This is a genomic window from Micromonospora sp. NPDC050187 (genome assembly GCF_044459745.1).
In the GTDB taxonomy this organism is placed as follows: domain Bacteria; phylum Actinomycetota; class Actinomycetes; order Mycobacteriales; family Micromonosporaceae; genus Micromonospora.
In genome coordinates this window covers 39038-60469 of record NZ_JBITJH010000016.1, presented here as the reverse complement: position 1 = coordinate 60469, position 21432 = coordinate 39038, and the positions used below count along the sequence as shown (strand labels likewise).

The 21432-nt window shown below is 70.6% G+C and carries 23 protein-coding genes and 1 pseudogene; 9 read left to right on the top strand and 15 right to left on the bottom strand.

Going from position 1 to position 21432, the window contains the following annotated elements:
- The first annotated feature begins 787 nt into the window (after nucleotides 1–787).
- Nucleotides 788–1108, top strand: coding sequence for a MerR family transcriptional regulator (locus ACIBJE_RS22885; RefSeq protein ID WP_396751410.1), 321 nt, complete (start codon nucleotides 788–790; stop codon nucleotides 1106–1108).
- A 435-nt stretch (nucleotides 1109–1543) separates the two neighbouring features.
- A complete protein-coding gene (locus tag ACIBJE_RS22880; protein WP_088983346.1) occupies nucleotides 1544–1747 on the top strand; it encodes a cold-shock protein in 204 nt (67 codons plus the stop codon).
- 345 nt (nucleotides 1748–2092) lie between these two features.
- Here ACIBJE_RS22880 and ACIBJE_RS22875 read toward each other — a convergent pair whose 3' ends face one another.
- Nucleotides 2093–2374 carry a hypothetical protein gene (locus ACIBJE_RS22875; RefSeq protein WP_396751407.1) on the bottom strand — a complete coding sequence of 94 codons (282 nt, stop codon included), beginning with the start codon at nucleotides 2372–2374 and terminating at the stop codon, nucleotides 2093–2095.
- A gap of 548 nt (nucleotides 2375–2922) precedes the next feature.
- On the opposite strand from ACIBJE_RS22875, the gene ACIBJE_RS22870 reads away from it, so the two are divergent.
- Together ACIBJE_RS22870 and ACIBJE_RS22865 are read left to right on the top strand one after the other, a co-directional pair.
- On the top strand, nucleotides 2923–3246 hold the full coding sequence (locus tag ACIBJE_RS22870) for a WD40 repeat domain-containing protein (RefSeq protein ID WP_396751406.1): 324 nt from the start codon (nucleotides 2923–2925) through the stop codon (nucleotides 3244–3246).
- Nucleotides 3201–3416 carry a hypothetical protein gene (locus ACIBJE_RS22865; protein WP_396751404.1) on the top strand — a complete coding sequence of 72 codons (216 nt, stop codon included), beginning with the start codon at nucleotides 3201–3203 and terminating at the stop codon, nucleotides 3414–3416. Before ACIBJE_RS22870 ends, ACIBJE_RS22865 begins: the two co-directional genes overlap by 46 nt.
- A gap of 152 nt (nucleotides 3417–3568) precedes the next feature.
- Here ACIBJE_RS22865 and ACIBJE_RS22860 read toward each other — a convergent pair whose 3' ends face one another.
- Nucleotides 3569–4498 carry a hypothetical protein gene (locus tag ACIBJE_RS22860; RefSeq protein WP_396751402.1) on the bottom strand — a complete coding sequence of 310 codons (930 nt, stop codon included), beginning with the start codon at nucleotides 4496–4498 and terminating at the stop codon, nucleotides 3569–3571.
- Between the two features lie 111 nt (nucleotides 4499–4609).
- On the opposite strand from ACIBJE_RS22860, the gene ACIBJE_RS22855 reads away from it, so the two are divergent.
- Nucleotides 4610–4945, top strand: coding sequence for a hypothetical protein (locus ACIBJE_RS22855; protein ID WP_396751400.1), 336 nt, complete (start codon nucleotides 4610–4612; stop codon nucleotides 4943–4945).
- 67 nt (nucleotides 4946–5012) lie between these two features.
- Here ACIBJE_RS22855 and ACIBJE_RS22850 read toward each other — a convergent pair whose 3' ends face one another.
- From ACIBJE_RS22850 to ACIBJE_RS22805, 10 genes are all read right to left on the bottom strand, one after another.
- Nucleotides 5013–5432 (bottom strand): hypothetical protein, encoded by a 420-nt coding sequence (locus ACIBJE_RS22850; protein ID WP_396751398.1) that lies wholly within the window; start codon nucleotides 5430–5432, stop codon nucleotides 5013–5015.
- A 243-nt stretch (nucleotides 5433–5675) separates the two neighbouring features.
- Nucleotides 5676–7166: a glycoside hydrolase family 130 protein gene (locus tag ACIBJE_RS22845; protein WP_396751396.1), complete on the bottom strand. Its 1491-nt coding sequence runs from the start codon at nucleotides 7164–7166 to the stop codon at nucleotides 5676–5678.
- Nucleotides 7163–8215 (bottom strand): glycosyltransferase, encoded by a 1053-nt coding sequence (locus ACIBJE_RS22840; protein WP_396751394.1) that lies wholly within the window; start codon nucleotides 8213–8215, stop codon nucleotides 7163–7165. Before ACIBJE_RS22840 ends, ACIBJE_RS22845 begins: the two co-directional genes overlap by 4 nt.
- Nucleotides 8212–9348 carry a glycosyltransferase gene (locus tag ACIBJE_RS22835; RefSeq protein WP_396751393.1) on the bottom strand — a complete coding sequence of 379 codons (1137 nt, stop codon included), beginning with the start codon at nucleotides 9346–9348 and terminating at the stop codon, nucleotides 8212–8214. The genes ACIBJE_RS22840 and ACIBJE_RS22835 overlap by 4 nt, the downstream gene beginning before the upstream one ends.
- Before the next feature lie 157 nt (nucleotides 9349–9505).
- Nucleotides 9506–10519, bottom strand: coding sequence for a glycosyltransferase family 4 protein (locus ACIBJE_RS22830; RefSeq protein ID WP_396751391.1), 1014 nt, complete (start codon nucleotides 10517–10519; stop codon nucleotides 9506–9508).
- Complete coding sequence (locus tag ACIBJE_RS22825; RefSeq protein WP_396751389.1) at nucleotides 10516–10689, bottom strand: hypothetical protein; 174 nt, start codon at nucleotides 10687–10689, stop codon at nucleotides 10516–10518. The genes ACIBJE_RS22830 and ACIBJE_RS22825 overlap by 4 nt, the downstream gene beginning before the upstream one ends.
- 439 nt (nucleotides 10690–11128) lie before the next feature.
- Nucleotides 11129–11920, bottom strand: a complete 792-nt coding sequence (locus tag ACIBJE_RS22820; RefSeq protein ID WP_396751387.1) for a SigB/SigF/SigG family RNA polymerase sigma factor — start codon at nucleotides 11918–11920, stop codon at nucleotides 11129–11131.
- Between the two features lie 134 nt (nucleotides 11921–12054).
- Nucleotides 12055–12210, bottom strand: coding sequence for an ANTAR domain-containing protein (locus ACIBJE_RS22815; protein WP_396751573.1), 156 nt, complete (start codon nucleotides 12208–12210; stop codon nucleotides 12055–12057).
- A gap of 35 nt (nucleotides 12211–12245) precedes the next feature.
- Nucleotides 12246–12869, bottom strand: coding sequence for a GAF domain-containing protein (locus ACIBJE_RS22810; protein ID WP_396751385.1), 624 nt, complete (start codon nucleotides 12867–12869; stop codon nucleotides 12246–12248).
- Between the two features lie 157 nt (nucleotides 12870–13026).
- Nucleotides 13027–13341 carry a hypothetical protein gene (locus ACIBJE_RS22805; protein ID WP_396751383.1) on the bottom strand — a complete coding sequence of 105 codons (315 nt, stop codon included), beginning with the start codon at nucleotides 13339–13341 and terminating at the stop codon, nucleotides 13027–13029.
- A 252-nt stretch (nucleotides 13342–13593) separates the two neighbouring features.
- Here ACIBJE_RS22805 and ACIBJE_RS22800 point away from each other — a divergent pair.
- Nucleotides 13594–13974 (top strand): annotated as a pseudogene (locus ACIBJE_RS22800) (transposase family protein); the annotation flags it as partial.
- A 185-nt stretch (nucleotides 13975–14159) separates the two neighbouring features.
- On the opposite strand, the gene ACIBJE_RS22795 reads toward ACIBJE_RS22800, so the two are convergent.
- Complete coding sequence (locus ACIBJE_RS22795) at nucleotides 14160–14627, bottom strand: DUF3618 domain-containing protein (RefSeq protein ID WP_396751381.1); 468 nt, start codon at nucleotides 14625–14627, stop codon at nucleotides 14160–14162.
- A complete protein-coding gene (locus ACIBJE_RS22790) occupies nucleotides 14624–15055 on the bottom strand; it encodes a phage holin family protein (protein ID WP_396751571.1) in 432 nt (143 codons plus the stop codon). Before ACIBJE_RS22790 ends, ACIBJE_RS22795 begins: the two co-directional genes overlap by 4 nt.
- Nucleotides 15056–15940: 885 nt before the next feature.
- On the opposite strand from ACIBJE_RS22790, the gene ACIBJE_RS22785 reads away from it, so the two are divergent.
- Nucleotides 15941–16354, top strand: a complete 414-nt coding sequence (locus tag ACIBJE_RS22785) for a discoidin domain-containing protein (RefSeq protein ID WP_396751379.1) — start codon at nucleotides 15941–15943, stop codon at nucleotides 16352–16354.
- 96 nt (nucleotides 16355–16450) lie between these two features.
- Nucleotides 16451–19444: a discoidin domain-containing protein gene (locus tag ACIBJE_RS22780; protein ID WP_396751377.1), complete on the top strand. Its 2994-nt coding sequence runs from the start codon at nucleotides 16451–16453 to the stop codon at nucleotides 19442–19444.
- A gap of 220 nt (nucleotides 19445–19664) precedes the next feature.
- Here the strand turns inward: ACIBJE_RS22780 and ACIBJE_RS22775 are convergent, their stop codons facing one another.
- Nucleotides 19665–20180, bottom strand: a complete 516-nt coding sequence (locus ACIBJE_RS22775; RefSeq protein WP_396751376.1) for a fascin domain-containing protein — start codon at nucleotides 20178–20180, stop codon at nucleotides 19665–19667.
- A gap of 771 nt (nucleotides 20181–20951) precedes the next feature.
- Between ACIBJE_RS22775 and ACIBJE_RS22770 the strand changes: the two genes are divergently transcribed.
- Nucleotides 20952–21296 carry a YybH family protein gene (locus tag ACIBJE_RS22770; protein WP_396751569.1) on the top strand — a complete coding sequence of 115 codons (345 nt, stop codon included), beginning with the start codon at nucleotides 20952–20954 and terminating at the stop codon, nucleotides 21294–21296.
- Nucleotides 21297–21432 lie beyond the last annotated feature (136 nt).

Here is a 21432-nt window from a genome sequence, read left to right as displayed (position 1 = left end):
ATCGTCGGGGTGGCGACGAGCCCGGCCGGGGTCGAGCAGGCCGACGTGCGGGTGCGCCTGGACCGGGTGGGAGTCGAGCATCCGGGCGCGGTGCGGAAAGCCGGGCGGGTTCGGGCAGCAGGTCCAGCGCGGCAGCCACCGTCCGACCAGCCGCCGGTGCGTCGTGGAAGCCTCGGGTAGCCACCGAGAAAATCTGGTCTCCGGCGACTAGACATTATCGGCGGGGCTGGGTAGTGTTGCCTCCGTTGACGACAGAGATCGGTAAGAACGCCGACGGAACAGCCGAGCGTCAAGCAGAGCCCGGAACCCTTCGTGGCTCGCTCGGCTACTGCGGTGGAACCGCATCACCGCCGATGCAAGGCAAGCGCACGTGAAGACCTTGACGTAATTCCAGGTCAGGGCAGCCGCAGGCAGGGCCGATGCAGGTTCGGGGCTCCGCCTGATGCAGGAAAGATCCGCCGCACGTGTGCGGGGCCGTGAAGTTGCGTGGGGCTCCGACACCGGCGGGCAGCACCACTGGTAATGGAAGTAGAGGAAAGGGAGGGCTGGACGCCGTTGGATCGCCCGCCGTCAGGACGTAGTCCGAGTTCTGCGGTGGACACCGTAGTCCCACCGAATGTGAGGTGGTCTCCGGTCACGCTTATGCGATCCTCGCACCCCATGTCGCTGATAGCGGCACGGTGCGGAAACGAGAACCCGACGAACCTGTCGGTAGATGGTGTATTCAACCCGTAACCCCGGGCCCCGGCGCTTCCTGCGCCGGGGCCCTCGTCATGGAGAGGTACGTATGGCCCAACCCGACGACATGCTCAACGACGACGACTACCCCGCCTACACCATGGGCCGCGCCGCAGAGATCGTGGGCGCCTCGCAGGACTTCCTGCGCCGCCTCGACGAGGCGAAACTCATCACCCCGTTCCGCTCCGCCGGCGGACACCGCCGCTACTCCCGCTACCAACTACGCCTGGCCGCACGGGCCCGGGAGATGGTCGACCACGGCACCGCCCTCGAAGCCGCCTGCCGGATCATCATCCTCGAAGACCAACTCGAAGAAGCCCTCCAGCACAACCGGAACCTCCAGCGCCGCCAGCAAGCCGACGCCGCCTGACCCACGCCTCACGGTCCTTCTCCACCCTTGAGAGGGACCGTTTGTCGTACCCGGATCCCCCCGCCGGCCCGCAAAGAGGAGTTTCTTGACAGCCCATCGAGGCGGGCGCGCGACGCGGTGCTGACACAGCACACCCGTGGCCAGCGCACCGGACAACGCCGGCCGGGCCGATGAGCCGGCAGCGGGGTTCCGGGCACCGGGCTGATGCTGTGACAGGGACCACGCACCAGGGCGCTGGCCCGGACTGCCATATTCTGTGCTACCGTTGCCCAGTTGCAGTTTTGATTTCCGTAGACGTTTTCAACGCCTGATGGGGTTATCTGAAACCCATACAGGCGTTTTTTCGTTTGTCGTGTCGGTTCCGGCGCGGGTGATCAACGCGGCGGCGTAAGGGTCCGCGCAGTGCGGTCTCTAACAGCCTGCGAAGGAGCAGACATGGCTACAGGTACCGTGAAGTGGTTCAACGGCGACAAGGGCTTCGGTTTCATCGCCCAGGACGGCGGCGGCGCTGACGTCTTCGCCCACTTCTCCGGGATCTCGGCGAGCGGTTTCCGCAGCCTCGATGAGAACCAGCGGGTGGAGTTCGACATCACCCAGGGCCAGAGGGGCCTGCAGGCGGAGAACATTCGCTCGCTCTGATCCGCAACTTCGCGAACGGCGGCCCGACTGGTTCAGCGGGCCGCCGTTCGGCGTTCCCCTACGCTACCGGGACCTGCGCACCTCGCCTCCAGCGAGCGCGGTGGGGACGCCTGCCAGAAGGGTGAAGGTGCGGCGTTGCTGACGAGTGGCAGCGGGTCCGCCTCAGGTGAGGCGGCCGAGCAGGCCGGCGATGCGGCCCCGGCGGATGATGGCTTCCGCCGGGGCGGGTTTCGTCCGGGGTGCGGGCCACGACCCTCTGCTCGGTCTGATTGAGACTGTGATGCCCGCGCTTGCCCAGTGGGGCAGCCCGACGGCCGGAGCTCGCTGCGGAAGCCGCAGCCCGGGTCAGAACGGCTGGGTGCCGCCGCTGGCGCGAAGTTCACCCTCGCTCTTCACATCGAAGATGTAGGCCATACCGTCCGAACCCTCGCAACGGATCGACGAGCCCTGTCGGTTGGTGAGGCCACCCTCGCATTGAAGGGTCACATCCTTACCGAGGTCGCGCTTGACCGCGGCGACCCCGTCCTTCTGTAGCTGCTCGTTGGACCAGTTGCCTTCGTGTCCGCCACCACAGCCGGCAAGAACGAGGGCCATGCTGACGGCAAGGATCACGCGGGATGTTCTCATAACAGCTCCTTTGGACGGGGGTGGCTGACCTTACCTGCCAGGTCCGACATGACCGTGCGCCTCGAACCCCGCATCAGGACAACCCACGACCAGACACCACTGCCACTTATGTCAACACCGGCTCAACCTTTTCAGGCGGAGCCGACAAAATTGCCGACGGTGGACCGGTGACGACCGCAGCCGGGGTTGCTCTGATTGTTCTTGCACCTGCAATCGTCTTCCTCTTCTGGCGGTCGTACCACAGGGCATGGGCGCGCGAGTACCCAGGTTGCACTGCTTCGAAGCCGGCCCGTTCTCGTCGGACACGGACAGCCGCAGCAGCCATACGCGTGGAACGAAGCGGATGTGCGGAAGCGGTGGGCGAATCGCTATTTGCGCTCCGCAAGGTAAGCCGCCTGCGAGAGTGGCTGAGTTGGCGGCACGGTTTCGTAGCCGACCGGCTCCCGACAAGGTGGGTGCGGACGCCGCCGCGGCGTCTAGTTTATTTGACCCAGGGATCGTCGAAGCGCCGGGCCCGTCCAACGGGGTTCTGTTGCATTGCCGGATCGGTGGGCACGCCGAGCCGCGGCGGCGTTCCGACGTGTCGAGACGAGTACGTCGATGATCTGGCCATGCTGGTCGGCGGCTCGGTGTGGTCCTGCGCGTTCAGCCCGAACGGCACGCTGCTCGCCACCGCCGGGAACGACCTGGTCATCCGGCTGTGGGATCCGGGCACCGGCCGGCTGCACGGCACCCTGGCCGCGCACACCCGGCGGGTATGGTCGGTGGCGTTCAGCCCGGACAGCAGCATGCTCGCCAGCGCCGGTGACGACGGCACCGTCCGGCTGTGGACGTCGCGGACCCGGAACACGCGCAGCTGCGCGCCACCCTGATCGGCCTTCCAGACGGCTGGGCCGCGGTCAGCCCGGACGGCCGGTACAAACTGGACATTGATCCGGGCAGCCAGTTCTGGCACGTCATCGGCACCTGCCGGTTCGAGGTGGGAGAATTGGACCCGTACCTGATGCAGGTGCGCCGGCTCTCGGTGGACGCCCCGTTCTGATCGCTGGCCGGGGCCGCAGTGGTGTCGGGCGCGGCGAGTCGGCCGGCGGCCTCGGCGGAGCGGATCCATGCCCTCACCGTCGCCGACAATTACACCTACCAGGTGGTCGTCGGCGATGCGCCGGTGCTGTGCTTGGTGTGGCCGGGGGCGGCTCACCGCGGGCTGGGCGGCGATGGGCAAGTGCCCCCGGCGTAGGCGAAGAGGGAATCGGTCGCACTTGCCCGGATCGATCTGTGCCGGAACATCGAGTCGGTGTCGACGATCGGGGCCGAGGCCAGTGGGTCCGGGCGCACCGGGCAGGCGTCGATGCGGTCGAGCAGCCACACCCGTTGCCCGCTCGGGCCGGTGCCGGGGCTGAAGGACAGGCTCAGGGCGGTGGTGCCGATGTACCGCGGCACCGGCACCTCCTCCGGTGTCCGGGTCAGGCAGGACGGGGTCGTCTCGACCACCCGGACGTCGATCACCGTGGCGCCGCCCGGCGCGCCGCTCACCCGCACCGTCGAGCGTTGCGGGCGCACCTCGATGTGCTGCGGGTCGTCCCAGAAGCCCGCCGGTGGCCCGGAGACGTCCGGGGCGGGCGTGGGCGGGCCGGTCGGCAGCACCGCCCGGCAGGACCGAACGGCCCGGTTCGCCGCACGGAGGGCGGCGGCGTGGTCGTCGTCGCGGTGCAGCGCGCCGAGGTACGGCCCGACATCCCCGCCGGGAACCTGGGCGCCGAGCAGGATGAACAGCCGGTCCAGGTAGGCGTCGACCAACGCCGGGCCCGGGCGGACCTCGTCGGCCGGTATCGAGAGCAGGTGCCGCAGCCCCACCGGGCAACGGCTGGCGAAGGTCGGCATGTTAATCACTATTGCCGCGGCGGAGATCGGGTCGTTGCACGCCCGTTCGAACAGGGCCCGCTCGTCCTGACGCTGCTGCTGCTCCAGCGAGTCGGTCCGCCGCTCGATGTACCAGGTGGCCGTCGAGGCCAGGACGAGGAGGGCTGCGGTGAGCATGGCGGCGACCGGCCGGGCGGGCCGGCCGCCCGGCCGGTCGCCGCGGGGACCGGGCGGGGCGTCGGCGGTGCGGCCTGCGTCATCCATGCCCCGGTACCCCCTTGCCACCGCGTCCAGAGTAGCCGGGCATCAACACGACCGGTCACGCCCAGCAGCATCGAGGCCGGGACGACCAGGAGAAGCTCGGCCGGTGACCCGGTGCGGAATCGCGCCCGGATCATCGCCGCGGACGGTGAGTACCAGGCCGCCGCGAAGCTCGCCCAGTCCGCCGCCACCATGGACGCCGATCCCGCCGCCCTGCAACTGCGGCTGCTGCAGATGGTGGTGGAGGTCGCCGCGGAGAAGAACAGCGCCCTCGTCATGCCGTTCCCCGTCGAACTGCTCCGGTTCCTCGACCGCGCGACGCCCACGCCGTGCGCCCCGGCACCAGTCGTCGCGACCCGGCCCAGGGCACCGGAGACAGCGACGATGCCGGACGTCCGCCGGATCCTCCCCGAATCCGAGCCCACGACGGCCGCAGTACCGGTCGGCTGACCGGCTGGAACGGCCGCTCGGTCCGGTGCCCGCGTCGGTCACCGGACCGCGGTCCAACGGCAGACGGTCACTCGGTGACGGGTGGGACCGACGTCCCGAGCATCGCGGGCGGTTCACCGCCGAGCGCGGCGGTCAGTTCGCGGCCCAGGAACTCGTCGTACTCGGCGCCGAGGGTCGACGTGCGGCCATGGATCTCGCGAAACCGATCCGCCGCCCGACGTTCGGCGATCGCGATCACCCACGCGAGGCCATCGTCCTGACCGGCAGCGGACCTCGGCGCGAGCTGCCACACCTCGACGAACACCGCCCGGGTCACGGCGACGGCGAGCGACGGGCTGCCCACCCTCTCACACACCTGGATGAAGACAGCGCGGACGAGACGACGGTAGAGGCGACCGAAGGCGGCCCGGTCACGGTCGGCGATCCGCTTGACGAGATCATTTACAGACTCTGGGCCCGGAACGACGTAGATAGCTGAAACAGGCATCTGACGGCTCCTGGTGGTGTGCCTGTGGCTGAGGCACCACCAGGGACCAGGGTGGCCGTTACGCCCTCACCCTACGCCATTGCCCCGGTCATTCCCTGCGGCAACGGCGACGGATACCGGCGCCCTGCAGTACCTCCTCGCCTGGCACCGCGACGCCCACGGCGAGAACTGCGACTGCGTACGGCGGGCGAACCGACTGTCTGCGGCATACTCACCACGCTCGCTCGGGATCTGTGACGCGGATCAGGCCGGGCCGTCCCCGAGCAGCGGTGGCACCACCATCGCCGCGAGCAGGTCGGTCACCGGCACGGTGGCGAACCCGACCCGGGCGTCGCTTGCCCCGTACGGCAGCCACAGCTCGCCGGCGTGGACGAGCCCGCCGCAGGAGTAGACGACGTTGGGCACGTACCCGTCCCGGTCGGCCTCCTCGGGTGACAGGAGCGCGCCGGGGAGCCGCGCGACGACCCGGTCGGGTCGGTGCAGGTCGAGCAGGAGCGCGCCGATGGCGTACCGGCGCATCGGGCCGACCCCGTGGGTGAGCACGAGCCAGCCGGCGTCGGTTTCGATGGGGGATCCGCAGTTGCCGACCTGGATCAGTTCCCAGCTGTCGCGGGGAACGTGCAGCGGCACCGGATCCTGCCACCGGTTCTCGCCGTCCAGGCAGGTCAGACCGATGGTCTCACCGTCGGTGCGGCACAGCGCCAGGTGCCGGCCGCCGATGGTACGGGGAAAGAGCGCCACGCCCTTGTTGCGAGCGCCCGGCCCGCGCATCGGGGTCGTCTCGAAGCGGCGCAGGTCGCTGCTGGCCAGCGCGCGGGTGGCAATGCGCCGTCCGTCGTAGGCGGTGTAGGTGGCCCGGTACACGGGTCCGGTCTCGTCGGTGAACCTGACGAAGCGGGCGTCCTCCAAGCCGTTGCTCTCCGCCGGAACGGCCGGCCAGAGTACCCGTTGGTGCAGGGCGGTGTCGGCGGGGAAGGTGGTGGCGTAGCTGGCGGTGTTGGTGCGGCGCAGCTGTTCGAGGGTGCGCGGCCCGGTGCTGCGGGAGAGCAGGTCCGGTGGCAGGCCGCCGAGCACCCGTTCGAAGGTGGCCTCGTCGTACCGGTCGGGCAGGGCGTCCAGCACGGTGGCGGTGACCTCGTTGTCGCACTCCTCCTCGATCAGCCCGGCGACGAGCAGGTCCCGGCGATGCCGTACGCCCATCCGCCGCCCGATGACCAGGGGACCGGACCGGTCGGCGACGCTGAGCCGTCGGCCGGGACCGAGGACCGCGGTGGCGAACCCGATCGACGACAGGTGGCCCTCGCCGATCTGACGCAGGCTCACCGCGACCCGCAACTGCCGGGCGTCCAGCCCGCTCTGGTCGGGGTGGGCCACCATCGACGGGTTGCACAGCGCGGCGGACTCGACCGCGTACTCGTGGCTGAAGTACGCGCCGACCAGCAGACGGCTGGTCGGGGAGAGGTCCCGGGCCCGGGCGGCGCGGTGCCGGACCAGGTCGTAGTGGTGATGGAACGTGCCAGCCAGGTCGCGGTGCCGGGTGCCGAAGCGGTGGAAGGTGTCCCGCAGCAGCCGGCCGGTCTCCTCGTCGTCGAGCTGCGCGACCCGGTCGATCAGCACCCGGGCGCGGCTACGCACCAGGGCGGCGTCCTCCCCTGGGACGAAGAGCTTGACGACGACCCGGCGCGGGTCGGGGGTGAGGACGAGGTCCTGCCGGACGGCCGACGTCCCGGTCACGACCACCGCCGGGCGTGCTGAAGGGTGGCGATCAGGGCGAGGGTGGATTCGGCGCCCTGGTTGAGGTTGGGTCCGTGCGCGGTCAGCCCGTCGTAGCCGCCCCCGGTCGCCGGATCCCACATCGGCGTGCCGACGTCGTTGTCGCCGAGGAACCACCCGACCGCCTGCCGCACCCCGTCATCCCAGCCGGGGTCGCCGGTGACCGTGACGGCCGTGGCGCAGGCGTCGGCGAAGGCAGCGGCCTCGATCGGCTGCTGGTCGTGCCGGAGCCGGGCCGCGCCGCGTCGCCACCCGGCGGCGGCCACCACCGACAGCCGCCCGTCGCGGAGCTGGACGTCGCGCAGCCAGGCCAGCATCCGCAGCCCGTGGTCGAGCGGCGGGCCGCCGTGGCGCAGCTGGCTGGCGGCGATCAACACCTCGGCGAGGGCCGCGCTGGCGTACGCCAACTCGGGTTGCGGCCAGGGCCATTCCGGGTCCGGACCGGGGGCGCCGACCGCGCTGGCCGCGTCCGCCAGCAGCGCCGCCGCGGCAGCGTGGGCCGGGTGGCGGCGCAGCACCTCGGCGGCGCCGAGCCCGGCGAAGGCCATCGCGTGCGGGGCCCTGGAACGCCGGGTGGCGCCCCGGCTGAAGGCGACCAGCGCCTCCTCCCGGATCCAGCCGGCCGGGCTGTGCGCGGCGGCGGTGCCCAGCCCCCACAACGCCCGGCCCCACCAGTCGCCGAGCCCGGGCCCGTCGGTCCAGCGCCGGTCGTAGCCGAGGCGGTTGTGGAACGCGCCACCGGCGTCCTGCGCGTGGGTCAGGAAGGTGAGGTAGCGCTCGGCGAGCCGGAGCACCTCCTCGGTCGGCTCCGGCTGGCGGCTGGTGACGACCAGGCCACGGGCCACGTCGTCGGTGCAGTAGCCGTGCTCGCGGCGGACGATGGCGTGGCGGGCGTGCTCGAACAGACCGGTGTCGTCGCTCAACCGGGTCAGGTGCGCGAAGCTCGGCCGGGGTGCCGCCGAGATACGGCCGCCGGCCGGCTTGGTGGGGTGGCCGGTGGTCGCGGTCACGCCGACACCGCGCTGACCGCGGGCGGGCGGGCGGCGGTGAGCCGCTCGGCGAGGGTGCCGTAACGGGTCGCCACCGCCGGCCAGCGCAGGTCTGCGGCCAGCGGCCGGATGCGGCCGGCCAGCCGGGCTGCCAGGCCCGGTTCGGTCAGGATCCGCCGGATCGCCGCGGCCAGCGCCGCCGGGTCCTGATGGGGTACGACCAGACCCGGCCCGCCGGCGAGCAGCTCGACGGCGTGCGGGAACGCCGTGGCCACGACGGGCACCCCGGCGGCCACCGCCTCGATGAGCACCCCGGAGGTGACCTGTTCGCGGGAGTCGTAGGGCAGCACTACCACGTCGGCGGAGCGGATCAACCGGCCGAGGGCGAGCTGGTCGTGGTAGGCGTCCTGGTAGTCCACGGCGTGCGCGACGCCGAGCTGGGCGCCGAGCCGGTGCAGTCCCGCCCGGTACGCCTCCCCCTGGTGCTCGATCACCTTCGGATGGGTGCGCCCCGCGACGGTGTAGGTGGGTGTGGAGTCGAGGTCCTGCAGCCGCGCGAGGGCCCGCAGCGACCACTCGATGCCCTTGCCGGGGCCGAGCAGCCCCCAGGTCAGCAGGTGCGGCCGGGCCCGGCGGTCGGCGGGTGCACCGACGATCTCGGCGGCGCCGTGCGGGATGACGGTGACCTTGCCCGGGGGCACGGTGTAGCTGACGAGCAGCCGTGCGCGGGCGGTGTCGGTCATCGTGACGACCGCCCCGGCTGCGGCGACGATCTGTTCCAGCAAGGACTTCTGCCAGGCGGAGGGCCGGCGGAGCACGGTGTGCAGGACCACGATGCTCGGCACGGTGAGGCAGCGCAGCAGCGGCAGGATGTCCTCGCCGTCGGTGCCCGGGTAGATGCCGTACTCGTGCTGGATGACGGCCACGTCGAAGGCGTTCAGGGCGGCGGCGGCGTCCCGCCAGCCGGCCGGATTGCTGGTCGACCAGGTGTGCACGACACTGGGCCCGGCCCGCTGGTCGTCACTGCGGTCGGTGACCCGCACGATGCCGGCGTGGGTGCCGTCGGCGGTCAGGTGGGCCGCGAGGGCGGAGTTGAAGGTGGCCAGTCCACACCGGGTCGGCGGGTGGGTGCTGAGGAATCCGTAGCTGGGCATGGGTGTCGGGCCTTCCGGTTGTCGGCCGCCGGCTTACGGTGGCGGCCTCACGCGGTGACGGCGCACGTCGGCCAGCGTGTGTGGCCGACGGAACGGATTCATGGGCGGCATACGCCCGGGGCGTGTGTGGTCGGGAACCGACGGTCGCTCGGTCGGTTCAGGGCTGCTGCCGACGGATGAGCTTGTCGTAGACAGCCAGGTAGTCGGTGACCATCCGGTCCGCGCCGAAGCGCTGGCGGGCCCGCTCCCGGCAGTTCGCCCGGTCGAGGGCGGCGACCCGGGTGACGGCGTCGACGGCCTGGTCGACGGTGGTGACGAGATGTCCCGTCACGCCTTCGTCGACGATCTCCGGCATGGACCCCCGCTTGTACGCGACGACCGGCGTGCCGCAGGCCATCGACTCGACCACGGACAGTCCGAACGGCTCGTCGAAGGCGATCGGGTGCAGCAGGGCGGTGCTCGAGCCCAGGACCCCCGCACGTCGGCGGGGGCCGACCGAGCCGAGGAAGACGACTTGGTCCCCGTCGATGTGCGGGGCCACCTGCTCGGCGAAGTACCGTTCGTCCTGCACGATGCCGCAGATGGTCAGCGGGCGGCCGGCGCGGCGGGCGATCTCGATGGCGGTGTGGATGCCCTTGTCGGGGTGGATCCGGCCGAGAACGGCCAGTCCGGGGCCGGCGTCGCGGGTGAACGGCAGCCCGGTGAGGTCGACACCGTGGTGCACCGTGGCGACGTAGTCGAGCTCCGCGCTCCGGTCGGCGTCGGAGATCGACACGTAGGACGAGCGGGCCCTGCCGTACGCGGGGAGGATGCCCGAGCCGGAGAAGCCGTGGACGGTGGTGAGCAGCGGAGCTCGGCAGTGTTCGGCGAAGGCCAGCGGCAGCCAGTCGAGGTGGTTGTGCACCAGATCGAACTGCCCGGAGCGGGCCATCGCGTGGGAGACGTGCATCGCCTCCCACACCCGGCCGTCCAGGCCCGGATCGTCGGCGTACCCCCGGGGGCACACGCCGTCAAGGGTGGCCGAGGTGACGGAGTCCAGCGTCGCGAAGAGGGTCACGTCCACGCCACGGTTGACCAGCCCTTCGGCGAGCAGACCGGTGACCTGCTCCCAGGGGCCGTAGTGGTGTGGGGGTGTCCGCCAGGCGACCGGTCCGAGCAGCGCCACCCTCACGGGGACTGCGCGCCGGCGAGGTCCGCCGGGTCGAGACGCAGGGTGGCGAGCAACCCGACGTGCTTACCGGGGTCGACCCGCTCCGGCAGTTCCCGCTCGACCCAGTCGGCCCTGGCCTGCTGGCCGCGCTCGCGCAGCGTGCTGACGATCCGGTGCCTGGCGATCCTCATCGTGTGCTCCCTCGTGAAGCCGTTCGGGGTGGTCATGGTCACCGGTTAGCGGTGTGGACGCGCTGGTCAAGACGGAGCCGGCCGGGCGGGAGCCGCAGTGCGCGGAGATCGTCGAGTTTGCGACAACCCTGGGCTACGTCGGCCCTTCCCGCCGTGCGGGGCGTCAGTGCGGTGCCCCCGGGACGGGTCGGCGGTGAGCGAACACCGTGCTCAGCACCAGGGGCAGGAGAAGGACGGTCACCAGGAGGAACACCCGCATGCGCAGCGCGCGGCCGTTGACGGCCCGCCGGAGCCGTACCCCGAATGTCGAGGGCCGGACTTCCCGCCGGCGAGCGGAGCGGACCCGGTCGCGGCGATCGGACGAACGGCCATGACTTCCTCTCCTGGTGATCTCAACGGTCCGGCCCGGGATTGCCCAGCGGTCCGGGACGACGACCGGTCATCGGAGCATCCCGGCTCTGAGCTGCGCCAGGGAGCGCTTCAGCAGCCGGGAGACGTACATCTGTGACAGCCCCACCCGGGTGGCGATCTGCGCCTGGGTCAGGTCGCCGTAGAACCGCATGGCCAGGATCTGACGCTCGCGCGGGGGAAGAGCCGCGAGGACCAGCCGGAGTGTCAGATGGTCGTCCACGGCTTCGTATCCCGGATCGACGGCGCCGATGAGCGCGATGCGCTCGATGCCGTCGGTCCGGGGCTGAAGCTCGTTCAGCGACGGCAACCGGTAGACCTCGGCGGCGGCGAGGGCGGCAATGAGCTGGGTGACGGTCACCTCCAGGTGGTCGGCGAGCTCTCCGTCAGTCGGTTGGCGACCCCGTTGCTGCCCGAGTTCGCCTCTGGCGACGGGCACCCGGGCAGTCAGTTCCTGGGCCGCACGGGGCACCCGGATCGCCCAGGCCGTATCGCGGAAGTGCCGCCGGATGGCCCCGAGGATGCTCGGGACGGCGTAGCTGGCGAACGCTGCCCCCCGCTCGGTGTCGTAGCCGTCGACGGCCTTGATCAGGGCGAGCGCGCCGACCTGCGCGAGGTCCTCGTAAGGCTCGCCGCGGCCGGCGTAGCGGCGGGCCAGTCGACCGGCCATCGGCAGATTGGCCTCGATGATCCGGGTTCGCAGCCGCGCACGGTCGGGGTCGTCGCGGGTCAGAGACGCACGTCGTCGCAACAGTTGTTCGCTGGTCGCGGTCGGAGTCGGCGGAGGGGATACGGCCGTCGCTGTCGCAATGGGGGTGACCATTGTTCGATGCCCCTAACGGGCTGGTGGCGGCAAGACTGGCGGCCACCGGGGACCCGGGCGACACGACCACCGTACGCCTTCATCTCCCCGATCGACACCCCCGGCAGCCGCGTGCCCGGAAGCTCGCTGCGCCGTCAGCCCGGCCGGTTCACGGCCGGTTTCGGCGCGAGCTGCTCGGAGCCGTCGACGATCGCCTGGGACAGGTCGGACAGCCGCAGGTTGCGGCTGCGGGCGCCGTCGCGCAGCAGCGCGAACGCTTCGCCCACATCCACCTGGAGGCGTTCGGCCAGGACCCCCTTGGCCTGCTCGATCAGGACTCGGCTGTTCAGCGCGGTCTGCAGCTGTTCGGTGAGGATGTCGCGCCGGTGGATGGCGCGCTGTTGCAGCAGTCCGATGGTGGCGACGTCGGCGAGTGCCTGACCGATGCGGAGCTTGCCCGTGTCGAGGGCCCCGGCCGGACGTCGAAGAGGTTCAGCGCGCCGATGACCTCGGAGCGCAGCCGCATGGGCAGGGCGTGCACCGCGGCGAAGCCGACCTCGGCCGCGGCGGCGGTGAACCTCGGCCAACGATCGGCGGTAGGCAGGTTGGTCACCGACACCGGTTGGCCGGTACGGAAGCAGTCGAGGCAGGGTCCCTGGTCGGTCTGGAGCTGGAACAGCTCCAGCAGTCGGGTGCGTTCGGAGGAGGCTGCGACCACCTGCAGCGTGTCCCGCTGGTCGGTCAGGAGCAGACCGGCCGCCGACACACCCAGCAACTCGACACACCTCTCGGTCAGCACGTGCAGGAACTCGATCACGTCGAAGTCGTCGACGAGAGTGTCGGCCATCTCGACGAATACGTCGGCTAGCTGGGTCTCGGCCATGTCAGTCACCTTGTCATTCAGGGTTCCGCCGGTCGCCCGACGGGGTGGTCCGCAACTCGCAGCCCTCGCATCGACCTTCTCGTTCACCCCTCTCGGCCACCAGGCGTCCCCGCCGGTTCGAGAGACGCAAGCGCCGGGCGACGATGTCAGCTGCCACATCCGGGAGGCGCCGGTCCTGGGAGTACGCGTAGGCGCGTAACCGGGTGAACGCCACCGCCGTCGGTCACCCCCCACTGGACCGTGATCATGTCGGGTGCCTGATGCACCTCGGGGTGCTGCAAGCCGGTCCTCTCGAGCCGCTGATCGTCCCGGTCCACCCCGCGCGGCGCGCCGCGTCGTCCAGCAGCACCGCGGAGGCCGTATCCGCCAGGACCAGTGCGTCGGCCAGTTGCTCCGCCCCGAGGTCACCGGCGCGGGCCCGGTACAGGTCCAGGACACCCACACGGATCCCGCCGATCCGTAGTGGCAACGCGAACACCGCTCGGACCCCGGCGAGCACCGCGGCCGGCGCGAACACCGGCCAGCGGTGCTGGCACTCCGATGCCGTCAGATCGGCCACCAGGGTAGCCATGAGAAACGGGCCACATGGACGGTCGCTATCGTGGCGTGCACCGTCGGCCTCATCGTCTGCTTTCTCACGAGTCAAGGCCTGGAGCGGGCCGACCGGTGGGCAAGCGTGGGATCAAACCTTGTCACCATCGTAACAATCTTGTCCGTGGCGAGCGCAGCCCTGTGGCGCAGCCACTGCACACACGCAGAGCAACTGGCTCCGGCATCAGTCTTGGAGAAGTCCGTACTCCACCTTCACGCAAACCTGCAGGTCGCCATCAACGCCCACACCCGCCTCGTCGTCGCACTCGGCGACCCCCAACCCGGCAACCGCAACGACACCATCGTCCACCGCACCTCTGGAATCGACCAGAAACTGGCCGGAAGGCCAGTCATGGCCGACGGCGCCTACCGCGGCAACCCCGAGGTGATCATCCCGTAGCGCAAGCCCGCCGACGGCAGCGACTTACCCGAGTGGAACGTGGGCCTGAACAAGCAGCACCGCACCGTCCGGACGTAGGTCGAACACGCCCTGGCCCGCATGAAGTGCTTCAAGATCCTGCGCGACTACCGCCGAGCCGCCCACACAGTGGCCGACACCGCATCCGGCATCGCCCACCTTCACAACATCATCCTCGCGGGAGGACACCAGCACCGTTACAGGGCAACGCCTCCACCGAGTTACGAGACATCCTGTGAGACCTAATATCCCGGAGCTCAGCCGCCACGGTGGTGACGGTCAGGGGCCCAACAGCGGTAGCTCCTGTCGCTACAGGAGATTGGTGAGGGCGGGGCAGACCGCCGAGTTGCTCGCCGCCGGGCTGCTGGTCATCGGGGCCGACGGCGTCGGTAGACGACGACCGCGAGGGTGGCCGCGGTGCCGGCGGCGGCGAGAACCGGTAGCGGTTTCCCGCGTACCGAGCTGCCGATCTTCGTTGCCGCCGCGCGGGCGGTGGTGACCAGGGTCGACTCCGCTTTACCGGTGGTCTGCGCGCCGGCTTTCGCCGCGCCGCCTACCGCGGTGGTGGCCTTTTGGGCTTTCTGCGCGACGGGCTTGATGCGCTGGGAGGCCTTCTGGCTCACCGTGCGGGCCAGTTGGGTCGCTGTGGTCTTCGCCGACTGCCCGGCCTGGGTGAGGCGCTGCCGGAGTCCGCCGGCCGCGGTGGTTGCCTTGGCGCGCAAACGGGTCTTGACCTCGGTCTTGGTGGCCAGGGCGGCAACGGTCTCGCCGAGCTCCGCGCGGGTCTGTTGAATGTCCTGTCGGGTCTTGTCCAGGTCACCGCTCCCCGCCGTCATGGCTGCCTCCGACTCGCCGCGCCGCGTACCGTCTCGGCGTCCGCGCGCACGCTGTCCCGGGTCGCCGTCGGCATGGCGGGCATGGCCTTGGTCACCTGCTTCTTACCGCGCTGCCCCGCGATCGCGGCGGCGATGGCCAGACCTACGGTGACGATCAGGGCGGCCAGCACGTCGGGCATGACCGCTCCCAGCGCCAACACGAGCGTGGCGACGGCAGCACCGCCGGCGTAGAGACCGAGCATGGCGCCTCCGCCGAGCCACCCCGCGCCGACGCCCGCCCGTTTGCCCTTCGCGGTCATCTCCGCCCGTGCCATCGTCAACTCGTCGCGCACCAGCCGCGTGATCTGCTCCGTGGCGCGCTGCACCAGCTCAGCGACCGGCGTGTCAGCAGAAGCGGCGCCGGGACCGCTGCCGGGACGTTCGGCCATCAAAACCCTCATCTCTTTGATACCTGAAGCGCTCACGATGGCCGGCCGGCCGGTGGCACTGCCCAGAACCGACGGTGTCAGCCTCTGTTGGTCGCCGGCATGCCGACTGATCCCTGCGGGGGAGCGTCGATTCGTCCCCCGAGGGGCGGGACACTGGTCTCGCCCAGCGGCCCGGCGGCGTCCCCCATGAGGGGACCGTGGACATCTTCCGACCAGATGCCGTCGGCACGGTAGCGCCGGCGCAGGGTCAGCGTGCTCACTGCGCCGCTCAGCGCCCCAGCCGCAAAGGCAAGAACGAGCGCTTGCCGGACGGCAGAGTTTCTCCTACGTGCCATCACTGCTCCCTGAATCGAGCCTGCATGTGCTTATTGTCGGACCCGGTGGCCGGAACCCGGTGCTTAATCGGCGGACTTGCATGACGTGAGCGCGGCCCGCCTCTCGGCCGCCGGGTCCAGCTGTCGATTCAGTGACCAGGCCGGCGGGCCCCGCCTGGCCGGGCTGCGCTTCACGCTCCTGCTCGAAGAGCCACTGAAGATCGTGCTGCCGGCAGCCCATCCACTCGCCCAGCCCATAGGGCCCGTCGCGGTCACTGAGCTGCGGTCCGACGTCTGGGACCGCCTCAGCCGAGGGCACCGGTCGCCGCGCCACGGTCGTCGGAACCTGCCGTTCCCTCGGCGGCTACGAACCCGTCGAAATCCGGCCTGGTCCAGCCTGGCCGGGCCAGTTCCCCGACGTCCGAGCACCCACGGAGCACCCCGATCAGCCCAGCCAAGCCATCAGGGCGTTGCAACGGCGGGTCTTGATCTCGTTGCGATCCTCGCCCGGCGCGGTGGCCGGGCGCAGTGTGGGCTTCATCCCGGCCGCCGCGCTGTCACGGGCATTGCGTTGTGGGGCATCGAGGTGGAAGGTCCGCCGGACCTTGCGCTCGGCCGGCCGGTCACGGCCTTCTCAGTCAAGGCGCCGGACGTCGCTGCAGCAAACGTCACCGACGGCAACACTGCCACTCGCTGGGGCTCCGAGTACTCAGACCCGCAGTGGATCAGAGTGGACCTCGGCGGTGCCAAGTCGATCGGCCCGGTCCTGCTGCGCTGGGAGGCTTCCAGCGCCAAGGCGTTCACCATCGACGTGTCTGGCGATGACCAGAACTGGACTACGGTGCACAGCACGGCGAACAGCGCCGGCGGCGCACAACTCATCCCCATTGCCGCGAACGTGCGCTATGTCAGGGTGTGCGGCACCGTCCGGGCCAACCCCCGATACGGCTGTTCGCTGTGGTCTGTCGAGGTGTGTTCGGCCTGAGAACGAGCACTCGGCTACCGCCGCCGAAAAGATTTCCGTTCATGAAAGTTTCCTAACTATTGACTTGCGCAAGCACTCTTGGAGAGAGTGCCGTCTATGCTCACCCGTAGAGCCCTGCTTGCTCTGGCCGGTGCCGCCGGCGGCGCACTTGCCCTGCCCGTTCCCGCATTCGCCCTGGACGTGAGTCTGGCGGCGGACCCGGTCGCGGACGAGTATCACCGCCTGCTGCTCGTGCACACCCGGTGGGTGCAGCAGCAGTGGGACCCGGCGATCGGCGCGTACCGGGCCGCGGATTTCCGGTTCGCTGCCGTCCTCGGCAACGCAGTGCTGCTCACCACCGACGGCTACGACGCCGGTCTGGCCGGTGTCGACGCGGCCGTCCTGCGCGGACAAACGCTCGCCACGATCACCCGGTTCGCCGCGACGAACCGGCTCGCCGGTGGCACCGAGTGGGGCCGACGGCTGTTCTGGGACTCGACGTTCGAGTTGTACTTCGTGCTCGCCGCCCGGCTGCTGTGGGCGGAGCTAGACGCCGCCACCCGGTCGAACGTCGACGCGATCGCACGCGGGCAGGCCGCCTACGCGTACGGGCTGGGCACCGGCAACGACCCGCTCAGCGGCTCCTGGACCCCGAACGGCAGCGCCGGCGGGTACCGCGGCGACACCAAACTCGAGGAGATGGGCGTCTACGCGCAGGCCATCGCGCCCGGCCTGGCGTGGGCTCCGGCCGGTGACGCCGAGGCGAGCCGCTGGCAGGAGCGGTTCGTGTTCTGGGCGGCCAACGCCAGCGGGCTGCCCGCCGCCGACCGCGCCAACCCGGCCGTGATCGACGGCCGCCCGGTCAGCGCCTGGAACGTCGCGCACAACCTGCACGACACGTTCGTGGTGGAGAACCACGAGTCGGTGAACCCGCACTACCAGGCCGAACTGTGGCGCACCGCCGGGCGGGCCGCCGCGCACTTCCTCGCCGCCGGCCGGCCGTTGCCCCAGGTGCTGACCCGCCAGCCCAACGGGCGGGAACTGTGGGCAACCCTGCGGCTGCTGGCCAGCGACGCCGGCGAGCCGGTCATGCCGATGGTCGCCGACCGCTACCACCTGTACGGCCGTGATGTGCTACCTCTGGCGTTCCTCGCCCAGGTCCAGGGCGACCGGCACGCCGCCCGCGCCGAGGCGGACCTGGCGGCGCGGCTGATGCCCTACCTGCGGTACGCGCCGGAGAACCGGCTCACGAAGTTCAGCGGCGAGGAGAAGTACGAGCCGGAGGCCCGCGCCGAGCTTGCCATCGCGTTCCTGTTCCACCGCTGGCGGACAACGCCGGTACAGCCGGTGACCAGCGCCGAGTTCTTCACCGCCGCCGCCGGAACCCGGTTCTTCGGCACAGCCGTCGGCCTGACCGCGCATCAGAGCACCACCGGCTTTGCTGCCGCCGTCACCAAACCCGGTCAGGTCCGGTTCCTGTGGCAGCCCGGCCACGACAACTGGCTGATCGACACCCGGGCACCCGCATTCCTGCCCGCACAGACCGCGCCGCCGATGCGGCAGTGGACGGCCGCCTACACCGCCGCCCGCGACGGCGTCGACTCCACCGCCACCGTGCTGCAGACCGCCGCCGGGTGGGCCGGATACGCCACCCTCCCGACCGGCACCGTCGTCTACAGCGGCCCCGGCCCGTCGTCACTGACCCTGTTCAACCTGACCATGCCCGGCGTCCCCGGCCTCGACGGCTCCCGGACCTTCACCGGCCCGGCAGGCACCGTGACACCCCCTGCCGGGCTCGGTGACGGCGGCACCGACAGGATCACCTTCACCGCCCGCAGCGCCAGACACGTCCGGTTCCTCGGCCAGTCCGCGTCCGGGCAGTACGGCTACTCCCTGTTCGCCTTCGAGGCGTTCGACGCCACCGGCACCGACCGGGCTCGCGGCCGTACCGTCACCGCGTCGTCGGCCGACCCGGCCTATCCGGCCACGAACGCCGTCGACGGCAACGCCACCACTCGCTGGGCGGTCTCCCGCGAGGACCGCAGCCGCGCCGACAGCTGGCTCGCCGTCGACCTCGGCGCTACCGTCCAGCTCACCGGCGTCACTCTCACCTGGGAGGCCGCGTACGCCACCTCGTACCTCGTGCAGACCTCGACCAACGGCACCACCTGGACCACCGCGGTCGCCGCGCCCTCGACCGCGACACTGGGCGCCTGGGCCGGCATCGACGGCCGCGCCGGCCTTGTCACGCACGGCGCCACCGGCCCGATCACTGCGTCACCGACGCGGATCACCATCCCGCCCGCCACCCTCATCGAGGGCTACAGCGGTGCCGGAACGGACCTGGCCGCCGCGGCGGCCAGGCGGCTACCCACCGGCGGGCCGGCCACCCTGCGCGTCAGCGACGCCGACGGGTACCTCACCCTGCTCAACCTCTCCCCCACTGCCGTCAACGGCGCGGTCCTGACCCTGCCGCGCGGCGACCGGCTCTACCGCGGGGTGTCCGTTGTCCGCGCCGACGGCGGCCTGGACCTGACCGCTTCGGTACCCGCCGGCGGCGGCGCCGTACGGCCCGCCCGGTTCACCGTGACCGGCCGCGCACCGACCGGCGCCCGATTCTCGGTCGCCGACTCGCACAACGTCACGGTCACCGCACCGGCAGGCGCCGCCATCGACGTTCGCCTGACCGCCGGGTCCTGGTCGGCGCAGGCGCAGGTACCCGCAGGCGCGACCCGGAGTTTCACCAAGCCGGTCAACGGGCCGGTCACCCCCACCACCGACCTGGCTCGCGGCCGCACCACCTTCCCCACCTCGCCGCTACCCGCAGGCATGGGCGAACCGTCGCACGCCGTCGACGGCAACCCTGGTACCTCCTGGCGCCCCGGCCCGAACGGGCGGATGGTCGTGGATCTAGGCGCGTCACGCACCGTCGCGGCCGTGTCGCTGGCCTGGACCAGCGGCACCCGCCGTGCCGTGCGCGTCGAGACTTCGACCGACGGCGCCACCTACAGCATCTTCAGCGGGCCGTTGTCCGCGCGGTACATCGCGGTGGCTGTGCCCGGCTGGACCACCGGCGACGCGGAGATCGTCGAGTTGTCCGTCACCGCGTAGCCCGCGTCCCCCGAGCCTTCGTGACGGCATGAGCACCCGTCGCGCACGAAAGGAACCCTTGAGAAAGCGTCTCCTGGCGGCCGACGCGGCCACGAGCGTCGCCACGGCCGCCATGATCGCGGCCGTCGTCCCCGTGACCGACGCGCGCCCGCCGCTACACCACTTATGCCCGGTCAGGGCCGTTTAGTCAAGGCATTCCAGGGACTTGACGGGTCCGTGGCTAGGCGGCCACGTTGAGAAAGAACTTTTCGTGATCGCCACCCGGGGCGCCGAACTGGCAGTTGACTACCCCACCGCCACCGTTGGTGGAGGCCGTCACCCCGAAGCCGACCAGGCGCAGAAACGAATTCGGAAACAACGTCGACTCGAAGGAGAACGAGCCACCTGCCTGCGGGAGAAGCTTGAACGTCTCGTGGGTACCCACGTGGACCTGGCAGTTGACGGTCCCACCGCCCGGCCCCCCGGGGATCTGCGGCAACTCGGCGGCATCCATGCGCAGATACACGTTCGAAAAGGTCGCCGACGCGAAGGCGAACGAGCCGTCGGCCTGCGGGAGAACCTTGAAAACCTCGTAGGGTCCCGCGCCAAATTGGCAGTTGACGACCCCACTGCCAGACCCGTTCCAGGTCGTCACCCCGGTGCCGTCCATGCGCAGATACACGTTCGGAAAGGTCGTCGACAGGATCGTGATCGGTGTGTTTCCGAGCGCCGCGAGTTCCGCCACTGACAACGGCATGAGAGGTCCTCTCCTTCTTCGCGAATTTTTACTCACGATAGTCGGATCGTCACGGAGAGATGAACTCTGGCGTTTGGCGAAGGGCGAACGTAACGACGATGGTGGACGGATGTGACAATACCGAAATGCAACACCATGCCGGGATTCTCCGAGCGGCGAGGACTGGCGGTTCCGGTTGGCCAGAGCCGAGGGCGAGCGCGATCAGCGTCGCGTCTTTTCCACCAGTAGTTCTGGTCACGCCGTTTCCGCCGACTAATTAGTGCGGTTGGCGCTGACGCTCGACCGCTGTTGACCTGGGGGCGAGTCGATGCCGAGCAACGATCGGCTAGAATAAATGGCAAAACCGCTCGTCCCGGGAACCGGATAGGGCTAGCACTCTAGCAGGAGAACCGTTCTGACCTGCTGTGCCGGTGTGGTTTTGTCCGTCGACAGTGAGCAGCCACCGTCGAGCCTGAGGTTGTGTGGACCACACAGGATGCGGCGGTGGCTGCCGCCTACAGACTGATTACCTTCAGGAGTTCGGCCACAGCACGGCCCGCGAGTTTGATTCGCGGCGGGGAAGACCGAAATGTCCAAGAGCGATCCGCACTGGAGTCCAGAACCAACGGTTATAGCGCGCTGAAAATCACCTCTACTGTGGAGTGCCGCACTGGTGGTGCTGCATGATTGGGCCCGGTTGGGAGAAAGGCTGCAACCGGTCCGACATGTCGGCAGAATGAAGATGTTAGGCGCGGAAACGTGAGGAGAAACATGCCGGAGTACGAGAAGGCGATGCGGCCCGAGGACATCACCCGGCTCTTCGTCGAGCGATCCAACGCCGGTGACGCGGCCGGAGTCGCCGCGCTCTACGAGGAGGACGCCGTGATGGCCTATCCTCCCGGCGGTCGTACCGTGGGCCGGGAGGCGATCCGCGAGCTGTGGGAGAAGGTGCTGACCAACCGGCCCCACTTCGAGCCCGAGGAGCCGCTGCCGACGTTGGTCAGCGGGGACATCGCGCTCACCTCGACGCCGCCGAAGGACGGGGCCGGGGCCCGCGCCCAGGTCGTCCGGCGGCAACCGGACGGCAGCTGGCTGCGCCTGCTCGACCAGCCCGAGTTCGTCCAGCCGGGCACCTGACCGGGGGCGTCCGCAGCGGCGGGGGGGGGGGGGGGGGGGGGGGGGGGGGGGGGGGGGGCCCGGGCCCCCCCCCCCCCCCCCCCCCCCCCCCCCCCCCCCCCCCCCCCCCCCCCCCCCCCCCCCGGCGCCCCCCGCG